Origin of the sequence: Muricoccus pecuniae, from assembly GCF_014199205.1 — a bacterium.
GTDB lineage: Bacteria > Pseudomonadota > Alphaproteobacteria > Acetobacterales > Acetobacteraceae > Roseomonas > Roseomonas pecuniae.
In genome coordinates, this window is sequence record NZ_JACIJD010000007.1 from 66,190 (window position 1) to 90,262 (window position 24,073).

Genomic DNA, 24,073 nt, shown 5'->3' on the forward strand with positions numbered 1-24,073 from the left:
CGTGCCGGCTCCCCTTCTCGCGCTGCGCCGCCCGGCGATGCATGCGCTTCACCGTCCGGCGATGCGGGTGCTTCGCCGGGCAGTGCTGGGCGGCCTCGCCGCGCTGATGGCGCTGCCGGCCCTCGCCCAGGGAGCCGCCCCGGCCTGCCGGGGCAGGCTCTACCTCACCATCGACACCGGCTGGTCGCGCGAGGCGGAGGAGATCGCCGCCGTCCTGCGCCGCCGCGGGGTGCGCGCGACCCTCTTCTTGGCTGACGAGCCGAGCTTCCGGGGCGATCGTACCCTCTCCCCGGAATGGGCCGCCTTCTGGCGTGCCCGCGCGGCGGAGGGGCATGTCTTCGCCAGCCATACCTGGCGCCACTGGTACTTCACCGGGGATCCCGGCCCCGGGCGCGTCCGCTACGCCTCCCGCCGCGCGGGGGAGGGGGCGGAGGTGCTCGACACTGCGGCCCTCTGCGCCGAGCTGGAGCGGCCGATCCAGGCCCTCCGCGCCATGGTGCCGGAGGCCGTGGTGCTGCCGCTCTGGCGCGCGCCGGGGGGGCGGACCACGCCGGGGGCGCTGGCCATGGCCGAGCGCTGCGGGCTGAGGCACCAGGGCTGGACCGCCAATGGCTTCCTCGGGGACGAGCTGGACTCCGCCGCCCATCCCAACGAGGCCTTGCTCCGGCGGAATCTGGCCGCTATCCGCGACGGCGAGGTGCTGGTGATGCACTGGGGCGTCCGCAGCCGGCGGGAGCCCTTCGCGGGAATCCTGGAGCCGCTCATCGCGGGGCTGCAGGAGCGCGGCTTCTGCTTCGAAACCCTTCCCCCGGACGGGCGGCGCTGATGTTCGATCCGGTCATCCGTCTCTACGACGCCTTCACGAGCTGGCTCTTCCAGAACGCCGTGCAGCCGGCCCTCTACGCTGCCGGGATGATGGAATGGGCGGACGACGCCTTCTCCTGGATGGACTTCTTCATCTTCGGGCTGCTGCAGGTGAGCGTCGTCTACGCCGTCTGCCGGCCGCTGGAGGCCTGGCGCCCGGTGGAGCGCTGGGACGACCGGCGCGTCGTCTGGACCGACGTGGCCTACACCCTGCTCGCCCGGCTCGGCCTGCTGCCGCTGATGGCCTTCGTCATCCTCGCCGGGGTGCAGGCGCAGGTCGCCGGATGGATCGCCGATGCCGGCTGGGTGGCGCCGAACCTGGAGACGCTGATCCCCGCGCTGGAGACCCGGCCGCTGCTGGCCTTCGCGCTCTACATCCTCATCCTCGATTTCGGCGAGTACTGGCGGCACCGGCTGCAGCACAGCATCCCCTGGTGGTGGGCCCTGCACTCCATCCATCACGCCCAGGAGAAGATGACCTTCTGGACGGATGACCGGAATCACGTGATCGACGACATGATCGCGGCCCTCTGGTTCGGCGGCCTCGCCCTGCTGATCGGGGTACCCCCGGGGCAGTTCCCGCTGATCGTCGTGATCCTGCGCGTGGCCGAGAGCCTGTCCCACGCGAATGTCCGCCTCTCCTTCGGGCGGGTGGGGGAGCGGCTGCTCGTCTCACCCCGCTTCCACAGGCTGCATCACGGCGTGCTCTCGGCGGGGGAGGAGGGGCGGAACTTCGCCGTGCTCTTCCCCTTCTGGGACATGCTCTTCCGCACCGGCGACTTCCGGCGCGACGTCTTCCCCCGCACGGGCGATCCCGAGGCATCCGCGGACCTCGTGCGCGGCGGCTGGTGGCGTCAGCAGGTGGAGGGGACCAGGCGCCTCTGGCGCGCGCTGCGCGGCGCCCGCGCGGCCTGAGGGTCAGGGAACGGCCGGTGCAGGTTTCCGTGCCCCTTCGGCGCGGTTCCATGGCATGATGCGGTGAGGACGAGGCGTGCGGAGCGGGGCTCCCGCCGAGGAATCCTGACAAGTATCTTTCATTACAGGGCAGGAATGCGCTTTCCAGTTGACTTCACGGTTCCGTGATGTGACGAGTCGTGTGTGCGGGAAGGCCTCTTGCCCAGAGCCGCACACAAGAGTTGCCCGGGAACTCACCGTGTCCGCCATCATCCTGCCCTTCGCGCGCCGCGCCCCTGTCCACCCCACGATCACGCGGGAAGAACGAGCACGGGCCGCGGCCTGGGCCGCAAGCCTCGTCTCCAGCTGGGGGGGCGATTGGTGGGTGGAGGCCCATGCGGGCGAGGAGGGCGAGCTGTGGCTCGGCGTCGTCACGCCCTCGAGCGGGGGCGTGGCGCAGGAGGACAGGACCCTGTCATGGCTCCTCTCTCGGACGGGACGGGGCGTCGTCCTGACGAGCATGCCTTCGGGCCGGGAGGCCGGGCTGTTCCATCAGGTATCCGACGCCCTGGCCGCCATCGAGCAGGCCGAGAAGGCGCCGCGCCGGATCGCTTACGGCGGGTGAGGCCTTTCCTGGGCACCAGGTCTTGAGCCCGGGGTAGCCCTGGGCGGTGACGATCCCGCTTTTCCAACCTCGGGTTGATGAAACCGATCTACTCAGCAGAATGTTGTTGCGAGGACCCCTCGCCATCTGCGATAAAGATCACGACCTTGTGATGATGTCGTGAGGTCAGCTTCTCAGCGTTTCCTCCCAGACTTAGGCGGCGACCCCCGGGTTGCCGCCTTCTTTTTTGCTGGCCATTCGGCTTCCGGGCGGACGGTTCCCGATCCTTCGCTACCGGCCCAGCCGGCGGCGGAGCGCCTTGATCCTGTCCGCCACGATGGTGGATGCCCTGAAGAAGGGCGTCTCGCGGGAGATGACGTATCGCGGCCGGATCTCCCCCCCGAAGCCGGTGAAGAAGACGCGGCTTCCATGGGAGGCAACGCCGTCGAAATCGAAGATCAGGCCGAGCGAGGTGGTGTGCCGGATCGCTTCCCACAGGAGGAGGCTGACGGCGCTGTTGTCGGAATCACGGACCCGCGTGCTCAGCAGGTAGTAGGCGCTGCGGGCATCCCAGACATAGAAGATCGCGGCAACGGGCGCGCCGTCCCCGGTCCGGGCGACGAGGACCCGGCCCTGGTTCCGGATGGCCGTCTCGTAGCAGAGGCGGGTGATGTCGGGGGTGCAGTAGTAGAACTCCTCGCCCCGCTCCTGGATATTGCGCTGGTAGAAGTCGGCGAAGACCTCGGGATCGTCGAGATTGGTGACGGTGTAGCGCTCCCTGGCGCGCCGGATCATGTTGCGCGTCTTGTCGCGCATACCCTTCCAGATCACGCCCTCCTCGGCGGGGGCGATCTCGAAGGTGAAGTCGGCCAGGGATTGGAACCCGTTCTCCTGGAAGACCATGGTCTCCTGGATGCCGCGGTGCATGCGCTGCCGGAAGGCGCCGACGGGCGGCAGCTGCTCCAGCAACTCGCGGATGATCTGCGCCCGCTTCAGCGCGCGGTTCGGAGCACTGCCCCCGCCCTCGTCCACGGCCGGCCCGAGAAAATGCGTGAGCGGCGGCATCTCGCACGAACGCCGTCCGCCGGGGCGGCTCCGGACGATGAAGGGGAGCCGTCCGATCACGCGCCCGTCTGCCGAGACAGTGACCTCCTCGTACCGGGGGCCGGCCATGGCGCTCAGCCACCAGGGTTCATGGAAGATCGTGGGGGCAAGAGGATCGTGGCCGATCGGCGGGGCCTCTCGGAGCTTGGGCCCGAGAGGCGAAAGTTCCGAAGACGTTTCTGTTGCCCGCTTGTCGAAGGCGCCTGGACCGCGGCCAAGTCCGATGCGATCAGATGGGGAGATTGCGGACAAAATAGTGCTCCAGCATCGCGGACCGGCAATACACCGAGACTAATCGCAGGAGCAGCGTGCCTGTATCGATAAGCTGATCGATCACGCCGATGTGTCGGTGGGCGAGGCGGGGAAAGCTAATTGAGGAAGGTATCGCTGCGGGAAACGACGGGCTGCCGTCCTTCCCTTGGTGCAGCGGGTCGCGAATCAGCAGGGCCGGTCATGCCATACCGGAACGATTCGCCGCAAACGGTCCGCTTCAGCCCCGAATTCATCGCTTCCAGGCGGCCGAGGGCTCATGCTTTCGTGTCAGAACAGCAATCCGCTTGCGTCCCTTGTGCCACCCGGCCATGTTTCCCGGGCAGCCGCGAAGACGGCGTCTAGGGAAATGGGACGGACTGGGTGCAGGATCACATCCTTGAGACAGAAGGCCTGACGAAGGAGTTCCGCGGCTTCGTCGCGGTTTCCGGCGTGGACCTGCGCATCCGGCGCGGCACGATCCACGGGCTGATCGGGCCGAACGGGGCGGGGAAGACGACCTGCTTCAACCTGCTGACGAAGTTCATGCAGCCCTCGCGCGGGACGATCCGCTACGACGGGCGCGACATCACGCGCATGAAGCCGGCCGAGGTGGCGCGGCTCGGCCTCGTCCGCTCCTTCCAGATCTCCGCCGTGTTCCCGCACCTCTCCGTGCTGGAGAACGTGCGGGTGGCGCTCCAGCGCCAGCGGGGCGGGAGCTACGACTTCTGGCGCAGCGATTCGGTGCTGCGCCGCTACGACGACCGCGCGATGGAACTGCTGGCCGATGTCGGCCTGACCACCTATGCCGCGGCGCCCGCGGGCACGCTGCCCTATGGCCGGAAGCGGGCGCTCGAGATCGCGACCACCCTCGCCCTCGACCCCACGCTGATGCTGCTGGACGAGCCCACCGCCGGCATGACGCATGAGGACGTGGACCGGATCGTCGCCCTCGTGCGGCGCGTCGCCCAGGGCCGGACCGTGCTGATGGTCGAGCATAACCTCAAGGTGGTGGAGGGGCTCTGCGACGCCATCACGGTGCTGACCCGCGGCAAGGTGCTGGCCGAGGGGCCCTATGCCGAGGTCTCGCGCAACCCCGACGTGATCGCGGCCTATCTCGGCAGCGATCCCTCCGTTTCCGGTGCAGCCGAGGTGGTCCATGCCTGACGCCCTGCCGCCCCGCGCGGAGACCGTGACGGATGCCATGCTCGCCGTGCGCGACCTCAATGCCTGGTACGGCGAGAGCCACGTGCTGCACGGCGTGAACATCGACATCCGCAAGGGCGAGGTCGTCACGCTGCTCGGCCGCAACGGCGCGGGCAAGACGAGCACGCTGCGCGCCATCATGGGCCTGACCGGGCGCCGCACGGGCTCGGTCGTCTTCGAGGGGCGCGAGACCATCCGTATGTCCCCCGATGGCATCGGCCGCGCCGGCATCGGCTACTGCCCGGAGGAGCGCGGCATCTTCGCCAGCCTCGACGTGACGGAGAACCTGATGCTGCCGCCCAAGGTGCGGGACGGCGGGCTGGACGTGCCGACCATCCACAGCCTCTTCCCCAACCTGAAGGAGCGGGCGCGCAGCCAGGGGACAAAGCTCTCGGGCGGCGAGCAGCAGATGCTCGCCATCGCGCGAATCCTGCGCACCGGCGCGCCGTTGCTGCTGCTCGACGAGCCGACCGAGGGGCTGGCCCCCGTCATCGTGCAGCAGATCGGCGCCATGATCCGGGAGATCAAGTCGCGCGGCTTCACCGTGCTGCTGGTGGAGCAGAACTTCCGCTTCGCCCAGACCGTCGCGGACCGTCACTACGTGATGGAGCACGGGCGCGTGGTGGACAGCGTGGCAAACCACGAGATGGCCAGCAGCATGGAACGGCTGCACGAGTATCTCGGAGTCTAGGCGGGCCAGTCGGCACCGCCGCCAAGAAGAACTACAGGGAGACGATAAGGAATGACCATTGACCGCCGCACCCTCCTGGGTGGCGCCGCAGCCCTCCCGGCCATCGGTGCGCTGCCCTGGAACAGTGCCCGCGCGCAGGCGAACAACACGCTGAAGATCGGCGTGCTGACCGACATGTCCGGCACCTATCGCGACGGTTGCGGCCCGGGCTCGGTCGCCGCCGTGCGCCAGGCCGTGCAGGACAGCGGCGTTACCGGGCGGAACATCCAGGTCGAGGTGCTGCAGGGCGACCACCAGAACAAGCCCGACGTCGCCTCCACCATCGCGCGCCAGTGGATCGACCGCGACGGCGTTGACGTGATCATCGACGTCGCCACCTCCTCCTGCGCCCTCGCGGTGCACGGGGTGGTGCGCGAGAAGAACAAGATCATGCTCAACTCCACGGGCGCGACGGCCGACCTCACCGGCTCCGCCTGCACGCCGAACACCATCCACTGGACCTACGACACCTGGATGCTCGCCAACTCCACGGGCGGCGCCATGGTGAAGGCGGGCGGCGACACCTGGTACTTCATCACCGCCGACTATGCTTTCGGCCACGCGCTGGAGCGCGACACCACCAGCCTCGTCCAGAAGCAGGGCGGCCGCGTGCTCGGCTCCGTGCGCCACCCCTTCCCGGGGACGACGGACTTCTCCTCCTTCCTCCTGCAGGCGCAGCAGTCGCGGGCGAAGGTCGTCGGCCTGGCCAATGCGGGCGTGGACACGATCAACAGCGTGAAGCAGGCCGCGGAGTTCGGGCTGACGCGCCGGCAGAAGCTCGCCGTGCTGCTGATGATCATCAGCGACGTGCACAGCCTCGGCCTCAACACCGCCCAGGGCCTCGTCCTGTCCGAGACCTACTACTGGGACCTGAACGACCGTACGCGCAACCTGGCCAACAAGATCAAGGGGCAGCTGAACGGCGCCATGCCGACCATGTGGCAGGCGGGCTGCTACAGCGCGGCGCTGCACTACCTCAAGGCCGCGGCCGACATGGGCGTCGCCCAGGCCAAGGCGAGCGGTGCGGAAACCGTGGTGCGGATGAAGGCCATGCCGACGGATGACGACGCCTTCGGCCCCGGCTCCATCCGCCAGGACGGCCGGAAGCTGCACCCCTCCTATCTCTTCGAGGTGAAGGCGCCGGGCGAGAGCAAGGGGCCGTGGGACTACTACAAGCTCGTCCGCACCGTGCCGGCGGAGGAGGCGTTCCGGCCCATGGCCGAGGGCGGCTGCTCCCTCGTCCGTACCTGATCCGAAACGCGGGGGGCCGCGCGCCCCCCGCCCATGACGGGTAACACGCCTTTGCTCGAGGAAATCCTCTTTCAGTTGGAGATGTCGGCGCCGCAGATCGCGCTCGGCCTGGTGAACGGCGCCTTCTACGCGCTCCTCTCGCTCGGCCTCGCCGTGATCTTCGGCATGCTGAACGTCATCAACTTCGCCCATGGCGCGCAGTTCATGATGGGCGCCTTCGTCGCCTGGATGCTGCTCAACTGGGCCGGCATCCCCTATTGGGGGGCGCTCATCCTCTCGCCGCTCATCGTGGGCGCCTTTGGCGTGGTCCTCGAGAAAACGATGATCTCCCGGCTCTACAAGCTGGACCACCTCTACGGGCTGCTGCTGACCTTCGGCCTGGCGCTGATCATCGAAGGGTTGTTCCGCAACGGCTTCGGCGCCTCCGGCCTGCCCTATGCGCCGCCCGCGGCGCTGAGCGGCGCGCCCGTCGATCTCGGCTTCATGCTCATGCCGAAATACCGCCTCTGGGTCGTCGTCGCGGCCTTTGCCGTCTGCATCGCCACCTGGCTGGTGATCGAGAAGACGCGACTCGGCGCCTATCTACGCGCGGCGACCGAGAACGCGCCCCTGGTCCAGGCCTTCGGCGTGAACGTGCCGCGGATGGTCACGCTCACCTATGCCGCGGGCGTGGCGCTGGCCGCGCTGGCCGGGGTGCTGGCCGCGCCGATCTACTCGGTGAACCCGGGCATGGGCTCGAACTTCATCATCGTCGTCTTCGCGGTGGTGGTGATCGGCGGCATGGGCTCGATCCTGGGCTCCGTGATCACGGGCTTCGGGCTCGGGCTGGTCGAGGGGCTGACGCGCGTGGTCTACCCCGAGGCCTCGGCCACCGTGATCTTCGTCATCATGGCGATCGTGCTGCTCGCACGCCCCGCCGGCCTGTTCGGAAGGGCCTGACCCATGGCTTCCGCCACCACCCTCTCCCCCGACCTGTCGCCGGGCGCCTCCCAAGGCGGGGCGCCGGCGGCCATGCCGCCCGCGGCGCCGGGCGTCTTCGGCTTCACCCGGGCCCAGGCGGTCGCGCTGCTGCTGCTGATCGCGGCGCTGATCGCCTGCCCCTTCTTCCTCTACCCGCAGTTCCTGATGAAGCTGCTCTGCTTCGCCCTCTTCGCCTGCGCCTTCAACCTGCTGATAGGCTATGTCGGCCTGCTCTCCTTCGGCCATGCCGCCTATTTCGGCATGGGGAGCTACATCGCGGCCCATGCGGCGAAGGTCTGGGGGCTGACGCCTGAGGTTTCCATCCTGCTCGGGGGTGTCGTGGGGGCGCTGTTCGGCCTCGTCTTCGGCTGGATCGCGATCCGGCGGGCCGGCATCTACTTCGCCATGATCACCCTGGCGCTGGCCCAGATGGTCTACTTCTTCTGCCTCCAGGCGCCCTTCACTCATGGCGAGGACGGCATCCAGTCCATCCCGCGCGGCATGCTCTTCGGCGTGATCGACCTCCGGGCGGACATGTCGATGTACTGGTTCGTCGCGGGCCTCTTCCTCATCGGCTTCCTGCTGATCCACCGCATCATCCACTCGCCCTTCGGGCAGGTGCTGACGGCCATCCGGGAGAACGAGCCGCGCGCCACCTCGCTCGGCTACCGGACGGACGACTACAAGCTGGTCGCCTTCGTCCTCTCGGCCGGGATCGCGGGTGTCGCGGGCGGGGCCAAGGCGATCACGGTGGGCATCGCGACCCTGACCGACGTCCACTGGTCCATGTCCGGCGAGGTCGTGCTCATGACCCTGCTCGGCGGCCTGGGCACCCTGTTCGGGCCGGTGATCGGCGCGGCGGCGGTGGTTTCCATGCAGACCTACCTCGCCCCCTTCGGCGCCTGGGTCACCATCATCCAGGGCGGCATCTTCGTCCTCTGCGTGCTCGCCTTCCGCGCGGGCATCGTGGGCGAGATCGCCCGGATGCTGAGGGTGAAACTGTAGGCGCTGGGGGCGCTTGAAGCGGGGGCATCGCGGGGCGATCTCCCTTCTGCGATGAACCCCGCTTCCCTCCCTGCCCCCGTCCGCCGGCTCGCCGGCCTCGCCCTTCTCTCGGCCGGAGTCGGCTTTACCGGGCTGCTCTCCTTCATCCACGTCCTCGTGAGGCTGTTCGATTGAGCGCGCCTCGTTGGACTACAGGGGGAACTGCCGGAGGCCCCTATCGGGGGCATGACCGGTTGCCGCGCTGGTGGACGGGCCTGCGCGGCGTCCCGATCGCCCTCCTCGCGGCGCCCTTCGTGCCCGCCTTCTTCCTCGCCCTGGCGAGTGGCGAGGGAAAGCTGATCGGGGGCTGCATCGCGGCCTTCGCGGGCGTCGGCCTCGCCATGTCCCGGCTTGCCCGGGCGAGGCGCGGGGACGCGCGCCGGGCCGGGGTGCTGCTGGGCGTCGCCATGGGTCTGGCCGCGGGCTTTGCGGGGGGCACGGGCGGGATCGGCGCCTTCGTACTCGGCCTCATGGCCTGGGCGGGCGCCCGCCTCCTCTATGACGGGGTGAAGGAGGCGGCCCCGCCGCCCGCCCCACGCCCCGCGCCGGCTCCGGACACGCTGGACCCCATGCGCGCGCGGATCGCGGCCCTGGAGGAAGGGGACCGGCGCCTCCTGCCCGCTGCCCGGGAGATGCGCGCCCTGCTCGACGAGCTCGCCCTCCGTCCCGATGCCGCGGGCCAGGCGCGCCGGGTCCTTTCCGTGGGGGTGGACGGGCTGGAGCGCATCGGCGTCCGGCTGGCGCAGGGGGCGACGCCGCCGGGCACGCTGCCGGTGCTGGTGGACGACCTCGCCCGCGCCGCGCGGCAATCGGCCGAGGATCTCCGCGCGGCGGAAACCGAAGCTTTGGAAATCCAGGTGAAGGTCCTGCAGGACCGTCTGCATCGGGAGGGCATCGCTTGAGCGGCGAACGCGTGAGCCAGGACCGGCTTCAGCCCGCGCCGGAGCGCGTGGCCGAGCTCGCCGAGCGGATCGACCTGGGCGACCACACCAGCATCACCCGCTTCGGCCAGGAGGCGCAGTCCCGCGCGGCCGCGGCGGCCGATTCCATGCTCGGCGCCGCCCGGAACGACGCGATGGGCGAGGCGGGCGATTCCCTCTCCCGCCTCCTCACCACGCTGCGCGGCTTCGACGTGACGAAGCTGGACAACAAGCCCGGCCTGATCGCGCGGCTGTTCACCCGGGCGGGCGCCGAGACGACCGCCATCCTCCAGCGCTATGAGGGCGTGCGGAGCCAGGTGGAGACGATCGGGGACCGGCTGGACGGCCACCGCACCCGGTTGCTGGAGGATGTGGAGCGGCTGGAGCGGCTCTACGAGGCCACGCTCGGGTGGTTCCACGCGCTGGCCGAGCACATCGCGGCCGGCGAGACCGTGCTCGCCCGGACGGACAAGGAGGCGATCCCCGCGGCCGAGTGGGAGGCCGAGGTCGGGCGGGACCCGCTGGCCCCGCAGCGCCTTCGCGACCTGCGCGCCGCGCGCGAGGAGCTGGACAGGCGCGTCCACGACCTCCGCCTCACCCGCCAGATCGCCATGCAGGCGCTGCCCTCGATTCGGCTGATCCAGGAGAACGACAAGGCGCTGGCGGGCCGCATCCATTCCGTGCTCGCCAACACCGTGCCGCTCTGGCGGACCCAGCTCGCCCAGGCCCTGGCCCTGCACCGCATGCGCGAGGCCGGGCAGGCCGTGCGCGCCGCGACGGACCTGACGAACGAGCTGCTCACCGCCAATGCCGAAGGGCTGCGCCGCGCCAATGCCGAGGTGCGGACGGAGATGGAGCGCGGCGTGGTGGACCTGGAATCCGTCCAGAAGGCGAATTCAGCACTCGTCGCGACGATCGAGGACTCGCTGCGCATCGCCCAGGAAGGCCGGGAGCGGCGCGTGGCGGCCACGAAGGCGCTGGGCGAGGCGGAGGCGGAGATCCGCCGCGCCCTCACCGCCGCCCGCGCGCCCGCGCAGCCAAGGGGCTGAACCGGCACCCGCGATGGCGGGCGCCGGTCCCGGCGGTCAGCGCCGCGCGCCGGCCTGGGCGACGTAGTTGTCGAAGGACAGCTCGGACACGCGGTGCCAGATCCGCATGTCGTCGCGGTGCTTCGACCAGCTCTCGTGAACCTTGGCGAAGTCCGGATTCTTCGCGACGAGATCCTTCTCGATGTCGAGCCAGGCGCGGAGGCAGGTGTCCATCAGCTCCCGCGAGAAGGGGGTGAGCTTCGCGCCCTGGGCCACGAGGCGGCGCAGGCTGTCCGGGTTGCGGATGTCGTAGCGCGCGACCATCCAGTGCGTCGCCTCGGCGCAGCCCGCGCGGATCGCGGCCTGGTAGGACTTGGGCAGGGCGTTCCACTGGTCGAGGTTGACGTAGAAGTAGGTCGAGGCCCCGCCCTCCCACCAGGCGGGGTAGTGGTAGAAGGGCGCGACGCGCACGAAGCCGAGCTTCTCGTCGTCATAGGGGCCGAGCCACTCGGCCGCGTCGATCGTGCCGCGCTCCAGCGAGGGGTATAGGTCGCCCGCGCCGAGCTGTTGCGGCACGCCGCCGAGGCGTGACAGCACCTGCCCGGCGAGCCCGCCGATCCGCATCTTCAGCCCGTTCAGGTCGGAGGCCGGGCCGAGCGCCTTGCGGAACCAGCCGCCCATCTGCGCGCCCGTCGCGCCCAGCGGCATGCCGTAGACGTTGAACTTGCGATGCACCTCGTTCAGCAGGTCGATGCCGCCGCCCTCGTACATCCAGGCATTCTGCTGGCGCGTGTTGAGGCCGAAGGGCAGGCCGGTGGCGAAGGCGAGCGCCTCGTTCTTGCCGCTGTAGAGGAAGCTCGTGGTGTGGCAGCACTCGACGCTGCCGGACTGCACGGCGTCCAGCGCCTGGAGCGGGGGCGCGATCTCGCCGGCGGAGAAGACGCGGATCTGGAAGCGGTCGTCGGTCAGCTCCGACACCACGCGGGAGAAGACCTCGCCCGCGCCGTAGATGCAGTCGAGCGAGCGCGGATAGGAGGAGGTGAGGCGCCAGCGCAGCGTCGGCTGCGCCGTCTGCGCGATGGCGGGGGCGGCGAGGCCCGCGGACAGGGAGGCGGCGCCGGCGGCCAGCGTCGCGGCCCCCCCGGCGCGGCCCAGAAGGGCGCGGCGATCCATGACGTTCTCCTCCAAGAGACCGGGCGGAGGTAACGCTTCCGCGCCCGCCACGCCAGGGGGAGCCGTGCTTGACCCCGCCGCCCGCCGGGTGTGCCATCGCACCGAAGAGAATGGAGGGAACGGATGCGCGCCTGGGCCGTGGTTGAGACGGGCAAGCCCTTGCAGGCCCTGGACCTGCCGACGCCGGAGCCGAAGGGCTCGGAAGTGCTGATCGAGGTGACGCATTGCGGCGTCTGCCATTCCGACCTGCATATCTGGGAAGGCGGCTACGACCTCGGCAGCCGCGGCACCCTGTCGCTCAAGGATCGCGGCGTGGTGCTGCCGCTGGCCATGGGGCACGAGATCGCCGGGCGCGTCGCGGCGGTCGGGCCGGAGGCGGTGGGCGTGGCGGTCGGGGAGGAGAAGGTCGTCTTCCCCTGGATCGGCTGCGGCAAGTGCGAGCGCTGCGCGTCGGGGGAGGACAACATGTGCCCTAACGCCGCGCGGACGCTGGGCATCTACCGCAACGGCGGCTACGCGACGCACGTCCTGGTGCCCGATGCGCGCTACCTCGTGCCGCTGGACGGGCTCGATCCCGCCGTGGCGGCCACCTATGCCTGCTCCGGCATCACCGTTCACTCGGCCATCCGCAAGCTCGGCCCGATCCCGCCCGAGCGGCCGGTCGTGCTCGTCGGGGCGGGCGGGCTCGGGCTGAACGCGATCCACATGCTGCGCGCGCTCGGGCACCGCCGGATCGTCTCGGTCGATGTCTCCCCGGCCAAGCTGGAGGCCGCGAAGGCCGCCGGCGCCACCGACACGGTGCTGGCCGAGGGCGAAGTGACGAAAGCCATCGTCGATGCCTGCGGCGGCCCGGCGCTCGCGGTGATCGACCTCGTGAACGGCAGCGCGACCGCCCGCTTCGCCTTCGACGCGCTGGGCAAGGGGGGCACCCTCGTCCAGGTCGGGCTCTTCGGCGGGGAAATGACGGTGCCCCTGCCGCTCATGGCGATCCGCGCCCTGACGCTGCAGGGGTCCTATGTCGGCTCGCTCGACGACCTCAAGGCCGTGATGGGCCTGGCCAGGGAGGGCAAGCTCGCCGCCCTGCCGGTGACGACCGAGCCGATGTCCGAGGCGGACGCGGTGCTGCGCCGCCTGAGGGACGGGAAGGTGACGGGCCGCGTCGTCCTGCGGGCCGAGGCCGCCTGACCTTCCAACACAAAACGCCCGGGGACCCTGGGGTCCTCGGGCGGCCATGTCCGGATGGGGCGCGAGGGCGCCCCGCGGCGATTACTTGATCTTGGCCTCGCGGAAGACGACGTGCTTGCGGGCGACGGGGTCGTACTTCTTCTTCTCCATCTTCCCGGTGGCATTCCGCGTGTTCTTCTTGGTCACGTAGAAGTAGCCGGTGTCGGCGGAGCTGACGAGGCGGATCTGGATGGTGTTGGACTTGGCCATGTTCTGACTCTGGGACTCGATTCCACAGGGGCGAGTGCCGGCCAGGGCCGGGTCGCGGAGGGGCCGCAAACTAGCGCCGGACGCGCCCGCGTCAAGCTTTTACCGCGCGAGCGCCCCCGCATAGGCTTCCGGCCGCTCCAGCACGGCGCGCGCGGCCGCCAGATCCGCCTCGCGCCCCTCGGCCGGCGGGCAGGCGCCGCGAAGCGCGGCGATCTCGCTCGCGGGCACGGGCGCGCGGGCCGCACGGGCGCGGGCGAGGGGAACCGCCATCGGGCTGTCGGCCGTGCCGAGCGTGGCGAGGTTGCGCGCCGTCTCCTCCGCCCCCCCGCCCGTGCAGAGCGCGGGCAGCACGCCCAGCATCTGCAGCGGCCAGCCGCGGGGGGCGAGGATGCGGGACCAGGAAAGGGCCAGCTCCCCCCCGTCGGGCAGCGGCACGAGCACCTGGATCAGCCCCTTGCCCATGGTGGCGCTGCCCACCACCACGCCGCGCCCGAGATCGGCCATGGCGGCCGCCACCACCTCGGCCGCGGAGGCCGTGCGCCCGTCCACCAGCACGACGAGGCGCCGCCCCGCCGCGAGGTCGCGCCCCGTGGCCTCGAAGCGGCGGAGGGAGGCGGGGTGGCGGCCCTCGGTCGAGGCGATGGTGCCGGTCGGCAGGAAGGAATCGGCCACGCGGAGCGCCTGCTGCAGCAGCCCGCCCCGGTTGCCCCGGAGGTCCAGCACCACGCCGAGCGGCGCCTCCGCCTCGGGGAAGTCGGTCAGGGCGCGGTCGAGCTGCTCCGGCGTGGCGGCGGAGAAGATCGGGATCTGGAGCCAGAGCACCCCGTCCCGCACCCGGGCGGAGAGGGAGAGGAGGGGCGCCGCACCGCGCGTGAGCAGGAGATCGACCCGCCGCCGCCCGCGCCGGATGGAGAGGAGCACGCTGCTCCCGGGCGGGCCTTCCAGCGCCCTGTGAGCATCGTCCAGGTGCTCCGCATCGAGGGCGATCCCGTCGGCGGCCGCCACGATATCGCCGGGGCGAAGGCCTGCCCGCTCCGCCGCGCTGCCGGGTGCCACGGCGGCGATGGCCACAGCGCGGCGCGGCGCGGGGCCGAGGGTAAGGCCGAGATCGGCCGCGCCGAGCCGCCGCTCGCGCCCCTGCCGCGCCTCCTCCGCGCCGAGATAGCGGCTATAGGGGTCGAGGTGGTTGAACACCTCCTCGAAGGCGGCCTGGATCATCGCCTGCCGCCCCGCCTGGCGAAGGGCGGGGGACTGGCGCTCCGCCTCCGCGAAGAGGGTGGCCACGGCATCGGCGACGGAGAGCGGGGTGTTGCCCGCCAGCCGGTCCGCGGCGAGCCGGCCGGAGAAGCCGAGGGCGAGGGCCGGGCCGCGCCGGGCGGCGGAGAGATAGGGGTCGATCGCCTCCAGCCCGCGCAGGGCCCAGAGCCCGACGAGAAGGGGCTCCGTCGCCTCCAGGTGGCGCTCGGCGATGGCGGCGAAGCCCGTGCGGAGCGTCGGGCCGAAGTCCTGCCCCATGCCGGGGCGGGAGAGGAGCAGGGCGGCGAGGAAGGCCAGGGCACCGCCCAGCCTCTTCGCGCCGCGCCGGGCCGCCCCTAGCGGGGCCGCTTCTCCCGCTGGCGCTCGCTGCCGGGCTTGCCGCCCCGCCCGGCCAGCTTCTGTCTTCCGCGCGGGGGCACCGGCTTGCGCGGCGCGGCGGCGCGGGGATCGCCCACCACCATCCCGAAGCTCAGGCTGCCCGTGCGCGGCACCGCCTCGGCCAGCCGCACCTCCACCTCCTGGCCGAGGGTGAAGGTCAATCCCGTGCGGCGGCCGATCAGGCGCATCGCCGCGTCCTCGTGGAACCATTGGTCGTCCGGAAGGGCAGCCATCGGAACGATTCCGCTGGCGCCGTTCTCCTCCAGTGTCACGAAGAGGCCGAAGCGTGTCACCCCCGAAACGCGCGCCGCGAAATGCGCGCCCACCCGGTCCGCCATGAAGGCCGCGAGGTAGCGGTCCACCGCGTCGCGCTCGGCCAGGGCGGCGCGGCGCTCGGTTTTGGTGATGTGCTCGCCCGTGTCGGGCAGCTCGGCGGCCTCGGCATCGGTCAGCCCGTCCTCGCCCAGCCTCAGCCCGCGAATGAGGGCGCGGTGGACCAGCAGGTCGGCGTAGCGGCGGATCGGGCTGGTGAAATGGGCGTAGCGCGGCAGGGCGAGGCCGAAATGGCCGATATTCTCCGGGTTGTACTCCGCCTGGGACTGGCCGCGCAGGATCGTCTCGCTGACGAGGCGGGATTCGGGCGCGTCCTTCATCCGCTCCAGGATGTGGGCGAAGTCGCGCGGCTTCACGAGGTTGGACGGCGGCAGGGAGATGCCGAGGCCGGAGAGGAAGCCGCGCAGCGTCTCCATCTTCTCGTCCGAGGGACGGTCGTGGACGCGGTACATGCAGGGCTGGTGCAGCCGCTCCAGCTCCTCGGCCGCGCAGACATTCGCGGCGACCATGAACTCCTCGATCAGCCGGTGGCTGTCGAGGCGCGGGCGGGGCGCGACGGAGAGGACCTTCCCGTCGGGGCCGAGGATCACCCGGCGCTCGGCGATGTCGAGGTCGAGCGTGCCGCGGCGCAGGCGGGCGGCGAGCAGGGCCTCGAAGGCGCCGTAGAGCCGGGCGATGTGGCCCTCCGCCAGCCCCGCATCCCCCTCGGCGTCCCGCGCGGCCTGGACCTTCTCGTAGGTGAGGCGGGCGGCGGAGCGCATGAGGCCGCGGCCGAAACGGTGGGCGGTCTTCGTGCCCGCCGCGTCGAAACGCATCTCGACATAGAGGCAGCCCCGGTCCTCCCCGGGCTTGAGGCTGCACCAGCCGTTGGACAGCGCCTCCGGCAGCATCGGCACGACGCGGTCGGGGAAGTAGACGGAGTTGCCGCGCAGCCGTGCCTCGCGGTCCAGCGGGGCGTCGGGGCGGACGTAATGGGCCACGTCGGCGATGGCGACGAGGATGCGCCAGCCATCCTCATCCGGCTCGGCGTGGACGGCGTCGTCGAAGTCGCGGGCGTCCTCGCCGTCGATCGTGACGAGGGGGATGCCGCGCAGGTCGTCCCTCGTGCCGGGCGGCACGGCCTCGGCGCGCTCGGCGGCGGCGACCACCTCCGCCGGGAAGTTGTCGGGGATGCGGTGGGCGGCGATGCAGAGGCGGGAGACGGCGCGGGGATCGTCCATCGGCCCCAGGCGCTCGACGATCCGCGCCGGGCTCGGCCCCATGTAGCGCTCGCGCGATCCGCCCGGGATCGGCTCGGCCTGGACCAGCTCGCCCTCCTGCGCGCCGTTCTCCTGGCCGGGCGGGATCACCCAGGCCGAGCGCGCGCGGCGGTCCACGGGCTCGACCAGCCCGTTGGTGTAGATGCCGAGAATGCGGGAGGGCGATCCCGTGCCGATCCGCTTGAAGGTGCGCCCCTCATACTTGCCGGGCCCGAGGCGGGTGATGCGGGCCAGCACCCGGTCCCCCGGGGCGAGGGCAGGCTGGCCCGGGCGCTCCGGGCGCATGTAGACGACCGGCCGCTCCGCCCCCTCCCAGGTGATGGGCCGGGCCATGGGCTCGCCATCCGCATCCGTGCCGAAGACCTCCAGCGCCGCCATGTCCGGCAGGTTGGCGGCGTGGCGGATGGTGCGGCGGCCGACGGGGGCGATGCTGCCCTCCTCCTTCAGCGCGGCCATCAGCGCGCGCAGCGCCGGGCGCTGCTCGGTCGAGAGGCCGAAGTGGCGGGAGATCTCGGTCTTGCCCACCCGGCCGGTGGCGGTGCGGAGGAAGGCCCGCAGCTCCTCCCGGCTGGGCAGCGGGTTGGTCGTGCCCGGCTCGCGGCGCCGGATCACCGGCCCCGTGCGGGGAAGGCGCCCGGAGCCCTCGCGGCCTCCGGCGCCGCCCGGGGGCGGGCGCCTGGCCAATTCAGCCCGTTCCCTTGGCGCGGGAGGCGGGCTTGGCCGCGGCCTTCGCCTTGGCGGCGGGCTTCTTCGCCGGGGCCTTCTTCGCGGCGGCGGGCTTTGCGGCAGCCGGTTTCGAGGCCGCCGGCTTCGCGGCCCGGGCCGCGGCGGCCTTCGGCGCCGCCTTCGCGGGCTTCGGCGCGTCGTCCTTCGCGCTGGCCGCCTTGCGCGCCGGGGCCTTGCGGGCGGCGCCCTTCTTCGCCGGAAGGATCTTCCCCTTCTCGGCCAGCAGCGCGACGGCCTGGTCGAGGGTGAAGCTCTCCATCTCCACCCCGCGCGGCAGGGAGGCGACGGTTTGGCCGTGCTGGGCGAAGGGGCCGAAGCGGCCGCGCTTCACCTCCACCGCGGCGCCGTCCTTCGGATGCACCCCGAGGGTGATGCCGCGGGGCTTCGCATTGGCCAGCAGTTCCATCGCGCGGTTCATGCCGACGGAGAGGATGTCGTCCCCTGGCGTGAGGCTCTGCGAGAGGGCGCCCATCTTCAGATAGGGGCCGAAACGGCCGAGATTGGCGGTGATCTCCTCGCCCGTCTCGGGATGCAGGCCGATGATGCGGGGCATGTTCAGCAGCGCGACAGCCCGCTCCAGCGTCAGCGTCTCCGGGTCCATGCCGCGGGGGAGGGAGGCGCGGCGGGGCTTGGTGGGCTTGCCCTTCTCGTCCGTGCCGGGTTCGCCGAGCTGGACGTAGAGGCCGTAGGGCCCGCGGCGCATCGAGACCTCCTGGCCCGTGGCAGGATCGGTGCCGAGGCTGCGCGGTCCCTCGTTCCCCGCATCCTCGCCATCGGCGCTCGGCACCGCGAGGGGCCGGGTGTAGCGGCATTCCGGGTAGTTCGAGCAGCCGATGAAGGCCCCCGTGCGCCCGAGGCGCAGGCCGAGCCGGCCGGCATGGCAGTTCGGGCAGAGGCGCGGGTCGGTGCCGCCCTCATTCGCCGGGAAGAAGTGGGGGCCGAGATCCTCGTCCAGCGCGTCGATGACGTCGCTGATCTTGAGGTCCTTGGTGGCGTCCACGGCCTCCCGGAAGTGGTTCCAGAAGTCGCGCATCACCTCGCGCCACTCGGCGCGGCCGCCGGAGATATCGTCGAGCTTCTCCTCCAGCGCGGCGGTGAAGTTCGTGTCCACGTAGCGCTCGAAGAACGAGACGAGGAAGGCGGTGACGAGGCGCCCGCGATCCTCGGGGATGAAGCGCCGCTGCTCGATCCGGACGTATTCGCGGTCCTGCAGGGTTTGGAGGATGGAGGCGTAGGTGGAGGGGCGGCCGATGCCCAGCTCCTCCATCTTCTTCACCAGGGACGCCTCGGAGTAGCGGGGCGGGGGCTGGGTGAAGTGCTGGCTCGCCGTCACCTCCCCGCGCTTCGGCGCATCGCCCTCCGCCATGGGGGGAAGGGTGCGGCCGTCCTCGCCCTCGGCGGCAGCGTCGCCGGTCTCCTCGGCGCGGCGGTCGTCGGAGCCCTCGCGGTAGAGCTTGAGGTAGCCGTCGAAGGCGACGACCTGGCCGGTGGCGCGCAGCCGGGCCTTGCCGGCGGCGTCGTCGATGTCCACCGCCGTCTGGTCCATCTCGGCCGACTGCATCTGGGAGGCGACGGCGCGCTTCCAGACGAGGTCGTAGAGGCGCCGCTGGTCCGGGTTGAGGTAGCGCGCCACCTCCTGCGGGGTGCGCGTCACGTCCGTCGGGCGGACGGCCTCGTGCGCCTCCTGGGCGTTCTTCGCCTTGGAGGAGTACTCGCGCGGGGCGGCGGGCAGGTAGTCCGGGCCGAAGGCCGACTTCACATGGTCGCGGATGCCGGTGATGGCCTCCTGCGCCATCTGGACGCCGTCCGTTCGCATGTAGGTGATAAGGCCGACCGTCTCGCCGCCGATGTCCACGCCCTCATAGAGCTGCTGGGCCAGGCGCATCGTGGCCTGGGCCCCGAAGCCGAGCTTGCGGCTGCTCTCCTGCTGGAGGGTGGAGGTGGTGAAGGGCGGCGGCGGGTTGCGCTTGGTGCGCTTCTTCTCGACGGCCGAGACGGTGAAGCTGCCGCCCTCGACCAGCGCCTTGGCGCGCGCGGCCGCGGCCTCGTTCGGCAGGTCGAACCCGTCGAGCTTCCTGCCTTCCAGATGCGTCAGCCGCGCGTTGAAGGGGGCGCCCGTCGGGGTACGGAAGGCGGCCTCAACGCTCCAGTACTCGCGCGGCTTGAAGACCTCGATCTCCGCCTCGCGGTCGGTGATGAGGCGCAGCGCGACGGACTGCACCCGCCCCGCCGAGCGCGAGCCGGGAAGCTTGCGCCAGAGGACGGGGGAGAGGGTGAAACCGACGAGGTAGTCCAGCGCGCGGCGGGCGAGATAGGCGTCGATCAGCGGCACGTCGAGGTCGCGGGGATGCTCGATCGCGTGCTGGATGGCGCGCTTGGTGATCTCGTTGAAGGTGATGCGGTGGACCTCGACGCCCTTCAGCGCGCGCCGCCCCTCCAGCATCTGCCGGACGTGCCAGGAGATGGCCTCGCCTTCCCGGTCGGGGTCGGTGGCGAGGTAGAGGCGCTTGGCGTGCCCGGCCTTCAGCGCCTGGGCGATCTCGCGGACCTGCTTCTCCCCCCGGTCCTCGGAGGACCAGTCCATGGCGAAGTCCTCCTCCGGCCGGACGGAGCCGTCCTTGGCCGGGAGGTCGCGGACATGGCCGAAGGAGGCCAGGACCGTGTAGTCCGAACCGAGATACTTGTTGATGGTCTTCGCCTTGGCGGGCGATTCGACGACGACGACGTCAGTCATGTGGGGCCTAGAGCCCTCCGAATCTCTCTGTTCGCTGAATGCCGGACCGCACGACACGGTTTCCGGGCAGCGCCTCGATGAGCCCCTCCAGCTCCAGTTCCAGGAGCGCGGCGCGGGCCTCAGGCGGCGAGAGGTGGCAGTGGCGAAGCACCTCGTCAACCGGAACGGGTGTCGGGCCGATGAGGGAGAGGAGGTCCGGGGCGCCGGAAGGGGGTGGCTCGTCCGGGATTTCCGCCTCTTGCCGCCTGGTCTCCGGCCGCACGGGCGCGCGAGGGGAACGGCGAAAAACGGGCACGGCCTCGGCCGTGGCGGGGAGGGTGGCCAGCACGTCCGCCGCCGTCTCGCAGAAATGGGCGCCGTTGCGGAGCAGGTCGTTCGACCCGGCGCAGCGCGGGTCGAGCGGGGAGCCGGGGACAGCATAGATCTCCCGCCCGGCCTCGGCGCCCAGGCGCGCGGTGATGAGGGTGCCCGAGCGGTGCGCCGCCTCCACCACCACCACGCCGAGGGAGAGGCCGGCGACGATCCGGTTCCGCCGGGGGAAGTGCCGGGCAAGCGGGGCGGTGCCGAGCGGGGACTCGGCGAGGAGCAGCCCTTCCTCCGCGATTCGGGACTGCAGCCCCCGGTTCTCCGGCGGGTAGGCCACGTCGAGCCCGCCGGGGATGACGGCGATCGTCCGGCGGTGGCGGAGGGCGCCGAGATGGGCGGCGGTGTCGATCCCGCGGGCGAGGCCGGAGGTCACCGTCACCCCCGCCTCGGCCAGGGCCTCCGCCATGTCGCCCGCGAGGCGGCGCCCGGCGGTGGAGGCGTTGCGGGCGCCGACCACGGCGACCCCCCGGCCGCGGAGAAGGCCCATCTCCCCGAGCGCCGCGAGCACGGGCGGGGCGTCGTCCAGCGCGGCGAGGAGGGGCGGGTAGTCCGGTGCGCCGAGATGCAGCCAGGTGCCGCCCATGCCGAGGACGGCCCTGAATTCTCGCTCCACCGCGCCCGCATCGGCGACGCGCCGGGGATCGTTCGCGGCCAGGGCGCGGAGAGCCCGGGCGGCGTCGCCGTGCTGTTGGAGGGCGCGGCGGAAACCCTGCGGGCCGACACCCTCGCTCCGGGCGAGGCGCAGCCGGGCGAGGGAGTCGGCGGGGGTCACTTGCCCTGGCCGATCCGGGGCTCGGTGCCGTCGATCAGCCGGGCGATGTTCGCGTGGTGGCGCAGGAAGACATAGGCGACGATGAGCGCCACCGGCCAGAAGAGCGCCCATCCCCCCCAGAGAAAGGCCGCGATGGCCGCGACGGCCATCCCCGTGAGGGCGCTGGCGGAGGAGATCTTCACCAGCTTCGCCATGACCAGCCAGGTGAGCGCCGCAGCCAGGAAGACCGGCCAGGCGAGGGCGAGGAAGACGCCCAGCGCCGTCGCCACCCCCTTGCCCCCGCGGAAGGCGAGCCAGGGGGGATGGCAGTGGCCGAGCACCGCGGCGATGGCGGCGATCCCCACCGCCTCCGGGCCGAGGAGGGCGGCGGCGAGCCACACCGCGACGGCGCCCTTGAGGAAGTCCAGCGCCAGCGTGGCCGCGGCCAGCTTCTTGTTCCCGGTCCGCAGCACGTTCGTCGCGCCGATATTGCCGGAGCCGATGGAGCGGATATCGCCCAGCCCGGCGGCGCGGGTGAGGATCAGGCCGAAGGGGATCGAGCCGAGGAGGAGGCCGATGGCGGCCGCGATGACGAGGTTCATCCGAAAACGCGCCGCCCCGCCTTCCAGGTGCCGGTCACGCGCCCCTCCAGCGCCCGCCCGTCGAAGGGCGAGTTCTGCGCCTTGCCCGGCAGCTTGCCCGCCTCGACCTTCCAGCCACGCTCGGGGTTGAAGAGCACGAGGTCGGCCGGGGCGCCGGGGGCGAGGCGCCCGGCCTCCAGGCCGAGCAGCTTCGCCGGGGCGGAGGTCAGCAGTTCGAGCGCCCGCATCAGGCCGAGGTCCCCGCCATGGAAGCGGGCGAGGGTCACGCCGAGCAGCGTGGCCAGCCCCGCGCCGCCCGCCTCGGCCTGGGCGAAGGGGACGCGCTTGTCGTCCGCGTCCCGGGGCTGATGGTCGGAGGCGATGGCGTCGATCGTGCCGTCGCGCAGCCCCTCCACCACGGCCAGCCGGTCCGCCTCCCGCCGCAGCGGCGGGGAGAGCTTCGCATAGGTGCGGAAGTCGCCGATCGCCGTCTCGTTCAGGTCGAAATAGGGGGGCGCGGTGTCGCAGGTGACGCGCAGCCCCTCGGCCTTGGCCGCGCGGATGAGGTCCAGCGCGGCGCCGGTGGAGACATGGGCGAAGTGCACATGCCCCCGGGTGAGGCGGGCGAGGGCGATGTCGCGCGCGACCATCATCGCCTCCGCCGCGGCAGGGGCGGCGGGGAGGCCCATGCGGGTCGCCATCTCGCCCTCGGTGGCCGAGGCGTTGCGGGTCAGCGACGGCTCCTCCGGGTGCTGCACCACGAAGCGGCCGAAGCCGCGGGCGTAGGAGAGGGCGAGGCGCATCATCCGGGCGTCGGCGATCGCCCGGGCGCCGTCGGTGAAGCCGACGGCCCCGGCCTCGCAGAGCAGGCCGAACTCGGTCATCTCCTTCCCCGCGCAGCCGCGCGTGGCGGCGCCATAGGGCAGGACGGTGAGGCTGCCCGTCGCCTCTCCCTTGCGGAGGACGAATTGCAGCAGGGCGGGGTCGTCCAGCGCGGGGTCGCTGTCCGGCAGGGCGCAGAGGGTGGTGATGCCGCCGGCCGCCGCGGCCTCGGCGGCGGATTCGATCGTCTCGCGATGCTCCTGGCCGGGCTCGCCGAGCGAGGCGCGGAGGTCGATCAGCCCGGGGGCGAGGATCGCGCCGCCGCAATCCACCAGCTCGGCCCCCTCGGGGGCGCCGGTCCCATCCAGGGAAACGATGCGGCCGTCCTGGATCAGGAGGCTGCCGGGGGCGTCGCGGCCGGTCGCGGGGCAGACCAGGCGGGCGTTCCGGAGGATGAGGCTCATCGGGCGTTGCGCCGCTGGTTCTGGGAAAGGATGTCGAGCACGGCCATACGGACGGCGACGCCCATCTCCACCTGCTCCCCGATCACGCTGCGGGCGGGATCGTCGGCGACGGCACTGTCGATCTCCACACCGCGGTTCATCGGTCCCGGATGCATGACGATGGCGTCGGGCTTGGCGTGCTTCAGCTTCGCCGCGTCCAGCCCGTAGAAGCGGAAGAACTCGCGGGCGGAGGGGACGAGCCCGCCCTGCATCCGCTCCTTCTGCAGGCGCAGCATCATCACCACGTCGGCGTCGCGCAGCCCGGCCTTCATGTCGTGGAACACCTCCACCCCCAGCGCCTCGGCCTCGGAGGGGATGAGGGTCGGCGGGCCGACGATGCGCACCCGGCAGTTCATCGCCAGCAGGAGGTGGATGTTGCTGCGGGCCACGCGGCTGTGCAGCACGTCGCCGCAGATGGCGACCGTCAGGTTCTCCAGCGTCCCCTTGCGGCGGCGGATGGTGAGGGCATCGAGCAGGGCCTGGGTCGGGTGCTCATGCGTGCCGTCGCCCGCATTGATCACGGCGGCGTCCACCTTCTGGGAGAGCAGGGCGGGGGCGCCGGACTGGGCGTGGCGGATCACCAGCAGGTCCGTCTTCATCGCGTTCAGCGTGGAGGCCGTGTCCAGCAGCGTCTCCCCCTTGTTCACGGAGGAGGTGGAGACGGACATGTTGATCACATCGGCCCCCAGTCGCTTGCCGGCCAGCTCGAAGGAGGTGCGGGTGCGCGTGCTGTCCTCGAAGAAGAGGTTGATCAGCGTCCGGCCGCGCAGGACGTCCCGCTGCGTCTTCCCGCCCCGGTTCAGCAGGGCATAGGATTCGGCGAGGTCCAGCAGCTCCGCGATGTAAGGCGGCTCCAGCCCCTGCAGCGCGAGGAGGTGCCGGTGCGGGTAGAGGGGCATGGG

Annotated in this window: 22 protein-coding genes; 12 read left to right on the top strand and 10 right to left on the bottom strand. The window is 71.6% G+C overall.

The genetic code is table 11. The annotated features are described in order from the left end of the window. The first annotated feature begins 1 nt into the window (after nucleotide 1). The 3 genes from FHS87_RS09090 to FHS87_RS09100 all read left to right on the top strand — a co-directional run bounded on the left by FHS87_RS09090 (nucleotide 2) and on the right by FHS87_RS09100 (nucleotide 2,383). Nucleotides 2-826, top strand: a complete 825-nt coding sequence (locus FHS87_RS09090; RefSeq protein ID WP_312861940.1) for a polysaccharide deacetylase family protein — start codon at nucleotides 2-4, stop codon at nucleotides 824-826. Beyond that, entirely contained in the window at nucleotides 826-1,779 is a 954-nt protein-coding gene (locus tag FHS87_RS09095; RefSeq protein WP_184516660.1) for a sterol desaturase family protein, read from the top strand. The genes FHS87_RS09090 and FHS87_RS09095 overlap by 1 nt, the downstream gene beginning before the upstream one ends. A 238-nt stretch (nucleotides 1,780-2,017) precedes the next feature. After that, nucleotides 2,018-2,383 carry a hypothetical protein gene (locus FHS87_RS09100; protein WP_184516663.1) on the top strand — a complete coding sequence of 122 codons (366 nt, stop codon included), beginning with the start codon at nucleotides 2,018-2,020 and terminating at the stop codon, nucleotides 2,381-2,383. A 270-nt stretch (nucleotides 2,384-2,653) separates the two neighbouring features. Here FHS87_RS09100 and FHS87_RS09105 read toward each other — a convergent pair whose 3' ends face one another. Continuing rightward, nucleotides 2,654-3,427: a GNAT family N-acetyltransferase gene (locus FHS87_RS09105; RefSeq protein ID WP_184516666.1), complete on the bottom strand. Its 774-nt coding sequence runs from the start codon at nucleotides 3,425-3,427 to the stop codon at nucleotides 2,654-2,656. Nucleotides 3,428-4,099: 672 nt separating this feature from the next. On the opposite strand from FHS87_RS09105, the gene FHS87_RS09110 reads away from it, so the two are divergent. From FHS87_RS09110 to FHS87_RS09140, 8 genes are read left to right on the top strand one after another with little or no spacing between them, the layout of a single operon-like run. Beyond that, a complete protein-coding gene (locus tag FHS87_RS09110; RefSeq protein ID WP_184516668.1) occupies nucleotides 4,100-4,882 on the top strand; it encodes an ABC transporter ATP-binding protein in 783 nt (260 codons plus the stop codon). Continuing rightward, entirely contained in the window at nucleotides 4,875-5,612 is a 738-nt protein-coding gene (locus tag FHS87_RS09115) for an ABC transporter ATP-binding protein (protein ID WP_184516671.1), read from the top strand. Before FHS87_RS09110 ends, FHS87_RS09115 begins: the two co-directional genes overlap by 8 nt. 51 nt (nucleotides 5,613-5,663) lie before the next feature. Next, nucleotides 5,664-6,902 carry an ABC transporter substrate-binding protein gene (locus tag FHS87_RS09120; RefSeq protein WP_184516674.1) on the top strand — a complete coding sequence of 413 codons (1,239 nt, stop codon included), beginning with the start codon at nucleotides 5,664-5,666 and terminating at the stop codon, nucleotides 6,900-6,902. A 51-nt stretch (nucleotides 6,903-6,953) separates the two neighbouring features. Beyond that, the gene (locus FHS87_RS09125) at nucleotides 6,954-7,841 is read left to right on the top strand and encodes a branched-chain amino acid ABC transporter permease (protein WP_456306609.1); all 888 of its coding nucleotides are present in this window, start codon (nucleotides 6,954-6,956) and stop codon (nucleotides 7,839-7,841) included. A gap of 3 nt (nucleotides 7,842-7,844) precedes the next feature. Next, nucleotides 7,845-8,867: a branched-chain amino acid ABC transporter permease gene (locus FHS87_RS09130; RefSeq protein ID WP_184516677.1), complete on the top strand. Its 1,023-nt coding sequence runs from the start codon at nucleotides 7,845-7,847 to the stop codon at nucleotides 8,865-8,867. Nucleotides 8,868-8,918: 51 nt separating this feature from the next. After that, nucleotides 8,919-9,041: a hypothetical protein gene (locus tag FHS87_RS24205; RefSeq protein WP_281394338.1), complete on the top strand. Its 123-nt coding sequence runs from the start codon at nucleotides 8,919-8,921 to the stop codon at nucleotides 9,039-9,041. Nucleotides 9,042-9,100: 59 nt separating this feature from the next. Next, nucleotides 9,101-9,808: a hypothetical protein gene (locus tag FHS87_RS09135; protein ID WP_184516680.1), complete on the top strand. Its 708-nt coding sequence runs from the start codon at nucleotides 9,101-9,103 to the stop codon at nucleotides 9,806-9,808. After that, nucleotides 9,805-10,875, top strand: coding sequence for a toxic anion resistance protein (locus FHS87_RS09140; protein WP_184516683.1), 1,071 nt, complete (start codon nucleotides 9,805-9,807; stop codon nucleotides 10,873-10,875). Before FHS87_RS09135 ends, FHS87_RS09140 begins: the two co-directional genes overlap by 4 nt. A gap of 36 nt (nucleotides 10,876-10,911) precedes the next feature. On the opposite strand, the gene FHS87_RS09145 is transcribed toward FHS87_RS09140, so the two are convergent. Further along, on the bottom strand, nucleotides 10,912-12,027 hold the full coding sequence (locus tag FHS87_RS09145) for a TRAP transporter substrate-binding protein (protein ID WP_184516685.1): 1,116 nt from the start codon (nucleotides 12,025-12,027) through the stop codon (nucleotides 10,912-10,914). Between the two features lie 123 nt (nucleotides 12,028-12,150). On the opposite strand from FHS87_RS09145, the gene FHS87_RS09150 reads away from it, so the two are divergent. Beyond that, on the top strand, nucleotides 12,151-13,212 hold the full coding sequence (locus tag FHS87_RS09150) for an alcohol dehydrogenase (protein ID WP_184516688.1): 1,062 nt from the start codon (nucleotides 12,151-12,153) through the stop codon (nucleotides 13,210-13,212). A gap of 81 nt (nucleotides 13,213-13,293) precedes the next feature. On the opposite strand, the gene rpmG is transcribed toward FHS87_RS09150, so the two are convergent. The 8 genes from rpmG to FHS87_RS09190 all read right to left on the bottom strand — a co-directional run bounded on the left by rpmG (nucleotide 13,294) and on the right by FHS87_RS09190 (nucleotide 24,070). Beyond that, nucleotides 13,294-13,461 (bottom strand): 50S ribosomal protein L33, encoded by a 168-nt coding sequence (gene rpmG / locus FHS87_RS09155; protein WP_073134866.1) that lies wholly within the window; start codon nucleotides 13,459-13,461, stop codon nucleotides 13,294-13,296. A 99-nt stretch (nucleotides 13,462-13,560) separates the two neighbouring features. Continuing rightward, the gene (locus FHS87_RS09160; protein WP_184516692.1) at nucleotides 13,561-14,976 is read right to left on the bottom strand and encodes a S41 family peptidase; all 1,416 of its coding nucleotides are present in this window, start codon (nucleotides 14,974-14,976) and stop codon (nucleotides 13,561-13,563) included. A gap of 77 nt (nucleotides 14,977-15,053) precedes the next feature. Further along, nucleotides 15,054-17,297, bottom strand: coding sequence for a ribonuclease R (rnr, locus tag FHS87_RS09165; protein ID WP_376766430.1), 2,244 nt, complete (start codon nucleotides 17,295-17,297; stop codon nucleotides 15,054-15,056). Between the two features lie 76 nt (nucleotides 17,298-17,373). Continuing rightward, the gene (gene topA, locus FHS87_RS09170; protein WP_184516694.1) at nucleotides 17,374-20,148 is read right to left on the bottom strand and encodes a type I DNA topoisomerase; all 2,775 of its coding nucleotides are present in this window, start codon (nucleotides 20,146-20,148) and stop codon (nucleotides 17,374-17,376) included. A gap of 7 nt (nucleotides 20,149-20,155) precedes the next feature. Further along, entirely contained in the window at nucleotides 20,156-21,286 is a 1,131-nt protein-coding gene (gene dprA / locus FHS87_RS09175) for a DNA-processing protein DprA (protein ID WP_184516696.1), read from the bottom strand. Further along, entirely contained in the window at nucleotides 21,283-21,867 is a 585-nt protein-coding gene (gene plsY / locus FHS87_RS09180; protein ID WP_184516698.1) for a glycerol-3-phosphate 1-O-acyltransferase PlsY, read from the bottom strand. Before plsY ends, dprA begins: the two co-directional genes overlap by 4 nt. Further along, a complete protein-coding gene (locus FHS87_RS09185) occupies nucleotides 21,864-23,132 on the bottom strand; it encodes a dihydroorotase (RefSeq protein WP_184516700.1) in 1,269 nt (422 codons plus the stop codon). Before FHS87_RS09185 ends, plsY begins: the two co-directional genes overlap by 4 nt. Then, entirely contained in the window at nucleotides 23,129-24,070 is a 942-nt protein-coding gene (locus FHS87_RS09190; RefSeq protein ID WP_184516702.1) for an aspartate carbamoyltransferase catalytic subunit, read from the bottom strand. The genes FHS87_RS09185 and FHS87_RS09190 overlap by 4 nt, the downstream gene beginning before the upstream one ends. Nucleotides 24,071-24,073: the final 3 nt, after the last annotated feature.

Coding starts and splice junctions, on each gene's coding strand:
- FHS87_RS09130 (WP_184516677.1), top strand. CDS start 7,845: ATGGCTTCCGCCACCACCCTCTCCCCCGACCTGTCGCCGGGCGCCTCC.
- FHS87_RS09145 (WP_184516685.1), bottom strand. CDS start 12,027: ATGGATCGCCGCGCCCTTCTGGGCCGCGCCGGGGGGGCCGCGACGCTG.
- FHS87_RS09120 (WP_184516674.1), top strand. CDS start 5,664: ATGACCATTGACCGCCGCACCCTCCTGGGTGGCGCCGCAGCCCTCCCG.
- FHS87_RS09115 (WP_184516671.1), top strand. CDS start 4,875: ATGCCTGACGCCCTGCCGCCCCGCGCGGAGACCGTGACGGATGCCATG.
- FHS87_RS09185 (WP_184516700.1), bottom strand. CDS start 23,132: ATGAGCCTCATCCTCCGGAACGCCCGCCTGGTCTGCCCCGCGACCGGC.
- FHS87_RS09105 (WP_184516666.1), bottom strand. CDS start 3,427: ATGCCGCCGCTCACGCATTTTCTCGGGCCGGCCGTGGACGAGGGCGGG.
- topA (WP_184516694.1), bottom strand. CDS start 20,148: ATGACTGACGTCGTCGTCGTCGAATCGCCCGCCAAGGCGAAGACCATC.
- plsY (WP_184516698.1), bottom strand. CDS start 21,867: ATGAACCTCGTCATCGCGGCCGCCATCGGCCTCCTCCTCGGCTCGATC.
- FHS87_RS09150 (WP_184516688.1), top strand. CDS start 12,151: ATGCGCGCCTGGGCCGTGGTTGAGACGGGCAAGCCCTTGCAGGCCCTG.
- FHS87_RS09160 (WP_184516692.1), bottom strand. CDS start 14,976: ATGGGGCAGGACTTCGGCCCGACGCTCCGCACGGGCTTCGCCGCCATC.
- FHS87_RS09095 (WP_184516660.1), top strand. CDS start 826: ATGTTCGATCCGGTCATCCGTCTCTACGACGCCTTCACGAGCTGGCTC.
- FHS87_RS24205 (WP_281394338.1), top strand. CDS start 8,919: ATGAACCCCGCTTCCCTCCCTGCCCCCGTCCGCCGGCTCGCCGGCCTC.
- FHS87_RS09190 (WP_184516702.1), bottom strand. CDS start 24,070: ATGCCCCTCTACCCGCACCGGCACCTCCTCGCGCTGCAGGGGCTGGAG.
- rpmG (WP_073134866.1), bottom strand. CDS start 13,461: ATGGCCAAGTCCAACACCATCCAGATCCGCCTCGTCAGCTCCGCCGAC.